Consider the following 8,789-nt stretch of genomic DNA (forward strand, 5'->3'; position numbering starts at 1 on the left):
CGTGGTATACTTATCCTATTTTAAGGGGTTATTAATATGTGATGTATCTGCCCCGGGATTATCGTGGAGTGAAGAGTTAAAAGCTTATATCGGTCCTGCAAGTAAATATAGAGATTTAATTTTCTATTTCAAAAGATCTAACGTTGAGGTTCAAGATAAGGTACTGGATTTGTTACCATTTCCGATAATAGATGATAAGATACAGTTAAGGAAATATCAAGAAGATGCCTTACTCAAGTGGTTTCGGACTAGGCAAGGTATAATAGTCTTACCTACTGGTGCTGGAAAGACGGTAATTGGTTTAAAAGCCATTGCTCTGATCAAGCAAGCAACTCTTATAGTGGTACCAACTCTTGATTTGCTTCAACAATGGTACGAAAGTATTAAAAAGCTTCTTAACGTCGAAGCTGGAAGAATTGGTGGAGGATTTGACGAAATTAAAGGGATTACTGTTGCTACTTATGATTCAACTTACACTAGGCTTGAAAGTATAGGTAATAAATTCGCTTTAGTTATATTCGATGAAGTTCACCATCTAGCGTCTGAGGGCTATTCTATTATAGCTCAAGGTTTAGCTTCACCTTACAGATTAGGTTTAACAGCAACTCCTGAGAGAAGTGACGGAAGACATTCTCTTTATCCTTCTCTAGTTGGACCAATAGTTTATACTATTACATTCTCTGAATTAGCTGGAAAATTTTTTATCCAACTTCACGATTCAAAGAATTTATGTCGAATTAACAGAGGAAGAGAGGAAGAAATACGAATATTATAGAGGAATATTAAAGAAATTTCTAGATAAGAAAGGATTACAGTTGAGGTCATTACAAGATTTTCGTAATTTAATAAAATTAGCTTCAAGAGACAAAGAAGCTAGAGAGGCGTTATTAGCTTGGCATGAGGCTCTAAAGATAGCTGTTAACTCAAGGGCTAAAGTAGAGAAGCTAAGAGAACTATTAAGTAAATTAAAGGACGATAAAGTAATAATATTTACTAGAAACACTTCCATGGCTTATGATATTTCTAGGACCTTTTTAATACCAGCTATTACTTACAAGACTCCCAAAAATGAGAGATTAGAGATTTTAGAGAAATTTAAGGAGGGGGAATATAAAGTAATTGTAACTTCTAGCGTGTTGGATGAAGGCGTTGATGTTCCTGATGCGTCAGTTGGAATAGTTCTAGGGGGATATGGAACACAGAGGCAATTTGTTCAAAGACTAGGGAGAATATTGAGAAAGAAAGAGAATAAAATTGCGAGATTAATAGAGATAGTATCGAAGGGAACCAGTGATTATAATTTAAGTAAGAGGCGAAGACAAAATGTTGCCATCTGAGTTAGCAAGATATAAAATTATGGGAAATAAGATATATCCACTTTTTGCACAATCAGATGATATTGAAATAGCTGATGATGTAATGAGAATTTTTGAAATAGGCAGGAAAGTAGGAGAGATATTAGATGACGTAAAGTACTTGTCGAAGATATATGACTATAAGCTAGTTAAAGGATTAGCGAGAACTTTCCTTAAATATTGTGAGATAGAAAGTGAAAGTAAAATAGACTATAGAGAACTTAGAAGGGAAATATTTAAGAGAGGTCCAGTGTATACTGAAGAAGAAAGAGAGAAGGTTATCGGAGAGGTAAAGGAAATTTTTCGTGTTGATCCCATTAAGGTAATGTATGAGGATTTGGATGAGGAGAGAAAGATTGTTAAGCTACCAGATAACATCACTGCAGAAGATTTAATAAAAATATACAATCTTTCCCTACTGCAAACAATTGTGTTTAATGCATATAGAATAACTATATTTATGAGTGAAGGTTGGAAAGAGATAGCTCGTAAAATTAAGATGTTAGGGCTAATGTACTTAGCATATGATAAACCGATCCATATTGACATCTTTGGGCCGCTTTCATTATTGAGGATGACCGAGAAATATGGTAAAAATTTAGCTTCACTAATACCATTTGTGGTCTCTAGAAAGGATTGGAAGATAATTGCAAGCGTAGTGTTAGGTAAGAGGAAGAGGACATACAAATTAGAGTTATCTAATACTCATGAGCTGTTTAAGTACGTTAGAGATGAAGAGATAGAGAAGAGATTTGATAGTAGTATAGAGGAAAAGTTTTACAATGACTTCAGGAAAGTTATTAAGGATTGGCTAATAATAAGAGAACCTGAACCATTCGTAATAGATAATAGACTTTATTTCCCGGACTTTCTGCTTCAAAAGAATAACGTTAAGGTTTACGTAGAAATAATGGGATTTTGGACGAAGGAGTACATAAATAATAAGTTAGAGAAACTAAAGCACTTCCCTAATCCCATCTTGATAATATTAAATGAAGAACTTAGTTACGAGAATTACATACCATCAAGTCTTAATATTATAAAATTTAAGAGAAAAATTGACATAGGTAAAATATATAACTATCTCAGAACTTTACTTCCAGCTGTGGAAGTTAAGGAAATTAATTTAGGTGACATAAACGATCACGTTATATCTATCAAGGAATTAGCTAATAAGTATAATGTTGACGAGAAGGTGATAAGGGAAAAACTGACCAGTTATAAAGATTATATAGTGTTAAAAAACTATGCGATAAAAAGGACATATCTTGAGGAAATTTCTAAAAATAATTTCACCGATAAGTCTCTCTCTGAGCTAATTAATGCTTATGGTAATTATATCGTGGATGTAATAGAATATTTAGGATATATTATTTTATGGAAAAATATTTCTGATGCTATTGTAAAGAAGATCAAAGAGGCTTAAATGCTAATCTGAATAACCAATATATAGATTTTATTACACCTAGAGTGTTATTTAAGTTAATATTGCTAAAGTTGTATGCATATCTTCCCTTTGTCTCTTTTAATTGCAGGAATACCCATTCTATACTATCAAACACTCTATCTATCATATACTTTACAATTCCTTGAGCAAACTTGTTTTTTATTCCTCCAGTTAATATAGGTATCATCTCTCTAGTTATTTTTAAATCATATTTCCATGAAATATATAGCAAATCCCAATATCTACTAGGCAACTTTTCCATTATAGGGAAAGGATTGTCCTTGATATATGAGGTTCCCATTGGTATTACTACTAGTGGGAATATCCAAGCTTTTAAACCATGATCAATAATACTCTCAACAAGTTTAATACTCTCATCTACATCTTCATCAGTCTCATCAAGATAACCAATAGTCATAGTATAACAAGGATAAATATAATTATCATTCATAATAGCAGTAGCATCAATAATAACATCACCCCACTCCCTAGGAGTCCAAGGAAAAGGCTTACCCCTCATATACTTACTAATAATCCTCTCACTACCACTCTCCAAACCAACAACAGGAGCTGCAGCTCTATCCTTATCATATCTAGCTATCTCCGACATAGCTTTAACGGTTTGCGGGCTAGATTTAACTGCAGGAGCAGAAATATGGGGGAACCATATTCCATCAACTCCCATGTTCATAGTTTCTGAGAACAATTTAACAATAGCTTCATGATTAACCCTCAACTTCTGAGAACCATAAAGCAAAACATCATCAGTTATAAATTCTACTCTCTTTGTACCTGCTTTCATGTTTACTTGTATTTCTTTTTTTATTGTTTCTATTGGTATGCTTATGAATGTTTCTGGTGTTATTGAGCAGAATTGGCATCCTCTTGGGCATCCCCTAGTTATTTGTACTTCTCCAAGCCTAGCTGGGTTTATTATTGGTGGTATTTTAGTGCTTTTTGGTAATTTATTATAAATTACCTTATTTTCAATTTCCTCTCCATCTATCAATTTCTTCATTACCTCTGGTAATTTACCCTCAGCGTCACCAATGTATATTACATCAATCCAATTTGGCTTATCCTTAACTAACTCCCAAGCCCCCGGACCACCAGCAACAACCTTAAACCCATACTTACCCTTAAGCTTAGAAATACTCTCCCCCAATTCCTCAAAATACTTTGCAGTCCAAGTAGAACCACCACCAAAAATCATGGACAACTTAAAACTAACCGGGTTCAAACCAAAAGGATCATGAACAGTCAAACCAACAACCCTAGTCCTACCATCCACAACCTTCCCCAACCTCTCAGGAGGAACCACAGCAACACTACTAAAACCAGCATGAACTAACACACTCTCCACCTTCCTCAAAGCATAAGGAGCATACAACGCTTTACCCTCAGAATCAACTGGAGTATTAGGTGTGAAGAATTTATCCATGAAAGCTCTGGGAACTAATCTTGAGGGCATACAAGCTACATACCCTAATACGCTAGATCCTCCATAGTCTGTAAAGGAACCTTTGTCTGCTGTTAATATGATGTCCCATGCCATAATATTTAATTTATTCAGATGCTATAAAAAGTATTCATTATAAATCATGAAAAAAGGTAATATCTCATTTGTATAAACTTATTTATTGTGAAAGGATAGATACGGAATTAGGGACTTAATTCACTAATTAATTTTTAGTTAGTTAAAGATTCAGTTTTTACCAATTATGAGATCCTTTTTATAATTGAATGTAGAGCATAGTGTATACGTAATGTTTAGAAAATTAAGTATGGGCAACAATTTCTTTACTCCATAAAATTTTATTCTCGTTTACACTAATAGATTTCGAGTATGTTGTGGAAGAAGATTTTTAGCTATCTTGTTGAGCTCCATGTGGAGTCCACGCTTGCTAGTTTTAGACTTTGGATAATAGTTCTATAAGCTTCTTGTTCCAAACGTTTCAACCTCGTTGAACTAAGAGAATGCCTTGTAGCCTTATCGTGTAGGAAGATAACTTTATCCCTCCAATTCTCAAGCTTAATACCATTTACATAAACGTAAAAACCACTCCTAAGAACATGAAGAATTAGCCCAGACTCGTAATGCCTAACAACCCATCTCACCATTAACCCTCATCAACGAGTAAATGATCCCCATCCTTAATATCAAGCTTAAGCTCATAATTAACATTAGCCAACTCGTGAAGAGCAAGGTAGTGTGAGGCAATGAAGTCCTCCAACCTGACAAGTAAGAGGTTAAGGCTAATCTCGTCAAAGGAATGAAACCTAGGCTTAAAAGGGTAGAGATAATTTGGGTGAGGGCGAGGAAATCAAACCTATTCTCGCCCCAATAAATAACTCTAAAAATACTTTTCCACATAAAGAAAATTTAATTTATATCAAAACAACCAAATCGTTGTCCACACATCATGTTATCGAATTCATATTTTAGATATGGGCATTCCTTCTAGTCTAACATTGCATGAGTTTTAAGGTGTATCCTTATTTGGCAATTTCTGTCAAAGGTCGGCAATGTATGCACTAGTACTCTCAGATTATTATATTCTGTCATATATACGTTCGTTAATAATCCCGAATCCAACTGTGTAGAGAGTAAAGGTTTTCATTTCAATATGTTATTCCATTTTTTCACCAGTTATTGGATTGATTCTAAGTTCAGGAGGCTCTCTTATCTTTAAGCGAGTACATAAATTACATTGTGGCTCTTCATAAATAATTTTTATTAATCAAAAAGATACTGAAAAATGTCCCGCAGTCTTTCTCCTACTTGAAAATGTCTTTAAGTAATGCTCCAATCATCACTGTAACTTGACGTGAAGTTCTTGGTGAACCCAAAAATGCATGAATATTCCCATTTACTCTAAAACTTAATGTTGGGACACCAGATTCCATTAGTCTATATGCATAAGCTTCTCCTTGATCTCTTAAAGGATCGTATTCTGCAGTAACAATTATAGCCCGAGGTAAGTTAGATAAGTCCTCTGCAATTAAAGGTGAAAATAATGGATCGTATAAATCTTTCTCATCCCTTATGTACATTTTAATACCATAGTCTACCGGTAAATTGATGTCAAGAAAGTACCCTTTCCTATATTTATTCATAGATTTGGACGCGAGATCAAGATATACGAAAGGGACAACAGGTACCTGTACAGCTAGTCTCAATTTGTTGTCCCTTGCCAACAGCGAAGTAGCAGCCACTAAATTACCTCCGGCACTTATTCCAAATGTGGCAATCTTATCCTTATCAATACCAAGTTCTCCCGCATTATCTCTTGCCCATACTATAGCATTGAAACAATCATACACTGCGGTTGGAAATTTATATTCAGGTGCAAGTCTATAGTCAACTGATATAACTGTACACTCACAAGAGTTTGAAAGGATTCTTGAAATAGCATCCTCAGTCTCAATACTCCCCAGTATCCATGCTCCTCCATGAAAGTGCATTACAAGTCCATTGTTGGTTCTTTTTATAGGGGAGTATATTCTAATTGGCAACTCATAATCCTCTAACTTTACTTTCATATCTCTGGTTTCTCCCACAGGTTCCTTTGGAACCGCCGTTGCCAACAATTCATTTACTTTATGTCTTATTTCCTGGAACTGATATTTGGTAAAATCTATTAGGTTAGCCTTATAATAAACTTGAAGGAAATTCCTTACTTCAGGATCCAGTGGCATAACATTTAATTTTAGTTGATAACATAAAAAATTAATCTAAATAATTAACTTACCTAATTTGTGTCTTGTAAACCATGAGTATATGGATGATACAATAGGAATAAATATATCGACCTTATAGTGGGAACCATTGTATACGTCCAGATGACCATATTCCTCAAAAGTATCATACTATAAGAACGATTTCCGGGGATGGGGTTATTGCTCAACCTACCATGTATGACATACTACTGTCATGAAGCTATAAATTCTGGTTGTTGTGGTCTTATTTTAAACATGAGTGTTTTGCTGATTTGTTTCTCTTTTATTTCATTGATGAGTTTATGCTCTCGTTTCTAGCTGTATGGTCTCTTAAGGTAAAATACATGTTGTAATTATGGCTTATCTATGTATTTTGGCTTACTTGAAGGTTTTTTCATCTTTACCTAGCTAATTTCCTTTTCTACTTATTTATTGTGAGTATCCACTTGTATAGTCCTTATTTAGAGTATGTCTAAGCTTACGGATTTTGATATTGCCTTAGAGTTTAGTCTTATGATAACTCAGCGGATACTTATAAATAAGTGATGACAACTCCCTTATCTAAAAACCCCTTGAAATAGGATATTCAAGGCTTAACTTGCTTATGCTTTGCATTCTCAAAAAACTTCTTATACTCCTGCTTACCCATAATAACGTGATAACGCTAAATAAGGTATATCCCTATAAACCTCCTTCTTACTCATTTTACTCATAAGTATTTATGTAAAATGGGTCAATAATTTTTAGCTTTATAACGGCACTATGTCCACATTTAGAAAATTTATGAATAAAAATAGTGTTAATATTTAAGTAATGTCAATATGAATTATTAACTAAATGTATGTTATCAGAATTTTAGGGGTTAAAGGTGGAGTTGGTAAGACTACTATTTCTTTATACCTAGTAAATTATCTTTCTGAACTAGGAAAATGTCTATTAATAGATTATGATAATCTAGCCTATGGTTCTTTGTTGTTAGGGCATACTAGAAGTGGTCTAGCTGAGGAAATAATTAACGGGTTAAGACCCTTATCTGAATCGTTAAAAACAGTAAGTGATAACGCATATTTACTAAAGATATTCTCAGATATTAGTACGAAATCTAGGATAAGCAAAATAGAGGCAAAGATCATTCAAAGTATAATTAGAAAGCTATTGAAAAGTGAAAAATGGGATTATGTAATAATTGATACACCGCCAGCTCCATCTAATGATGATCCAATAATCTCAGTAGATGGTGAGATAAATTATGATGTTTTTGTTACTGATATCACAAACATTATTTCTACAATAAATTTCTTTGCATCGTTTAAGGATGATATGAGAAAAAACGTTCTTTTTCTAAATCTTATTCCGCCGATAAAGGACGATATCGAAAAAACGAAGGAAATTGCAAAGAATTATCGTGATATCTTTGACATGGTCGTAGTAGAAACTTTTGAGGAGCAATTATATTTATATAAATTGTCTAAGTTGAGCTTGTTTAAGAGTAGAACATTAGATAGGTTTATAGAAGCTTTGTTAAATGGAGAAAAAATAATAGTGCATCCAGATTAGATAGCATAAATGTTTAGAGAAATATGTGCGATTTGTGGAAAAGAGAGAGAAAGTCTGTACGAGTTAAAGTGTAAAAAATGTGGAGGTCCGTTTGAAATCATATTAGATTTTGAATACAACGATAAAGACAAGTTAGCTAATTTTCCATATATTAAAAATTTTATTTCGCTCGGAGAAGGAAATACTCCAACGATAAGAAGAGGAAAAAATTGGTTTAAACTAGATTTTCTAAACCCTACTGGTTCCTATAAAGATAGGGGTTCAGTCACCTTGATTTCTTATCTAGCAGAAAAAGGGATTAAGGAAATAGCTGAAGACTCTTCAGGTAATGCTGGTTCTTCTATTGCAGCTTATTCTGCAGCAGCTGGAATTAAGGCTCATATCTATGTTCCGGAAAATGCAAAAGGAAATAAAGTGAAGCAGATAGAGGCTTATGGTGCTGAATTAATTAAAGTTAAGGGAAGCAGAGAGGACGTAACTAAAGCTGCGGAGAGTTCTGGATATTATTTTGCCTCTCACGTTTTACAACCTCAATTCAGAGATGGTATAAGAACTTTAGCTTATGAAATATTTTCAGATATTGGTAGAAAAGCACCAGACTACGTGTTTTTACCAGTTTCAGCTGGTACCTTGTTATTGGGTGTACATAAGGGATTTAGCATATGATAAACCGATCCATATTGACATCTTTGGGCCGCTTTCATTATTGA

At 33.9% G+C, this 8,789-nt stretch carries 6 protein-coding genes and 2 pseudogenes; 4 read left to right on the top strand and 4 right to left on the bottom strand.

Annotated features, from left to right (window positions below):
- Nucleotide 1: 1 nt before the first annotated feature.
- A pseudogene (locus tag DMP16_RS05960) lies at nt 2-1,337 on the top strand (DEAD/DEAH box helicase).
- On the top strand, nt 1,324-2,781 hold the full coding sequence (locus DMP16_RS05965) for a DUF790 family protein (protein ID WP_069282283.1): 1,458 nt from the start codon (nt 1,324-1,326) through the stop codon (nt 2,779-2,781). Before DMP16_RS05960 ends, DMP16_RS05965 begins: the two are co-directional and overlap by 14 nt.
- On the opposite strand, the gene DMP16_RS05970 is transcribed toward DMP16_RS05965, so the two are convergent.
- The 4 genes from DMP16_RS05970 to DMP16_RS05985 form a co-directional block, all read right to left on the bottom strand.
- A complete protein-coding gene (locus DMP16_RS05970) occupies nt 2,768-4,357 on the bottom strand; it encodes a radical SAM protein (RefSeq protein ID WP_069282282.1) in 1,590 nt (529 codons plus the stop codon). The genes DMP16_RS05965 and DMP16_RS05970 overlap by 14 nt on opposite strands.
- A 314-nt stretch (nt 4,358-4,671) precedes the next feature.
- Nucleotides 4,672-4,920: a hypothetical protein gene (locus tag DMP16_RS05975; RefSeq protein ID WP_143576973.1), complete on the bottom strand. Its 249-nt coding sequence runs from the start codon at nt 4,918-4,920 to the stop codon at nt 4,672-4,674.
- Nucleotides 4,904-5,071, bottom strand: a complete 168-nt coding sequence (locus DMP16_RS10960; RefSeq protein WP_185957824.1) for a hypothetical protein — start codon at nt 5,069-5,071, stop codon at nt 4,904-4,906. Before DMP16_RS10960 ends, DMP16_RS05975 begins: the two co-directional genes overlap by 17 nt.
- Before the next feature lie 509 nt (nt 5,072-5,580).
- Nucleotides 5,581-6,501 (bottom strand): alpha/beta hydrolase, encoded by a 921-nt coding sequence (locus DMP16_RS05985; RefSeq protein ID WP_069282280.1) that lies wholly within the window; start codon nt 6,499-6,501, stop codon nt 5,581-5,583.
- 858 nt (nt 6,502-7,359) lie between these two features.
- On the opposite strand from DMP16_RS05985, the gene DMP16_RS05995 reads away from it, so the two are divergent.
- Both DMP16_RS05995 and DMP16_RS06000 read left to right on the top strand, forming a co-directional pair.
- Nucleotides 7,360-8,079, top strand: a complete 720-nt coding sequence (locus tag DMP16_RS05995; RefSeq protein WP_069282279.1) for a ParA family protein — start codon at nt 7,360-7,362, stop codon at nt 8,077-8,079.
- A gap of 9 nt (nt 8,080-8,088) precedes the next feature.
- Nucleotides 8,089-8,736 (top strand): annotated as a pseudogene (locus tag DMP16_RS06000) (pyridoxal-phosphate dependent enzyme); the annotation flags it as partial.
- Nucleotides 8,737-8,789: the final 53 nt, after the last annotated feature.

The sequence above is a fragment of the Sulfolobus sp. B1 genome (genome assembly GCF_007050195.1).
Classification (GTDB): domain Archaea; phylum Thermoproteota; class Thermoprotei_A; order Sulfolobales; family Sulfolobaceae; genus Saccharolobus.

What these genes read in the sequence shown, in the direction of transcription:
- DMP16_RS05965 (WP_069282283.1), top strand. Translation starts at nt 1,324, where the DNA reads ATGTTGCCATCTGAGTTAGCAAGATATAAAATTATGGGAAATAAGATA.
- DMP16_RS05970 (WP_069282282.1), bottom strand. Translation starts at nt 4,357, where the DNA reads ATGGCATGGGACATCATATTAACAGCAGACAAAGGTTCCTTTACAGAC.
- DMP16_RS05985 (WP_069282280.1), bottom strand. Translation starts at nt 6,501, where the DNA reads ATGCCACTGGATCCTGAAGTAAGGAATTTCCTTCAAGTTTATTATAAG.
- DMP16_RS05995 (WP_069282279.1), top strand. Translation starts at nt 7,360, where the DNA reads ATGTATGTTATCAGAATTTTAGGGGTTAAAGGTGGAGTTGGTAAGACT.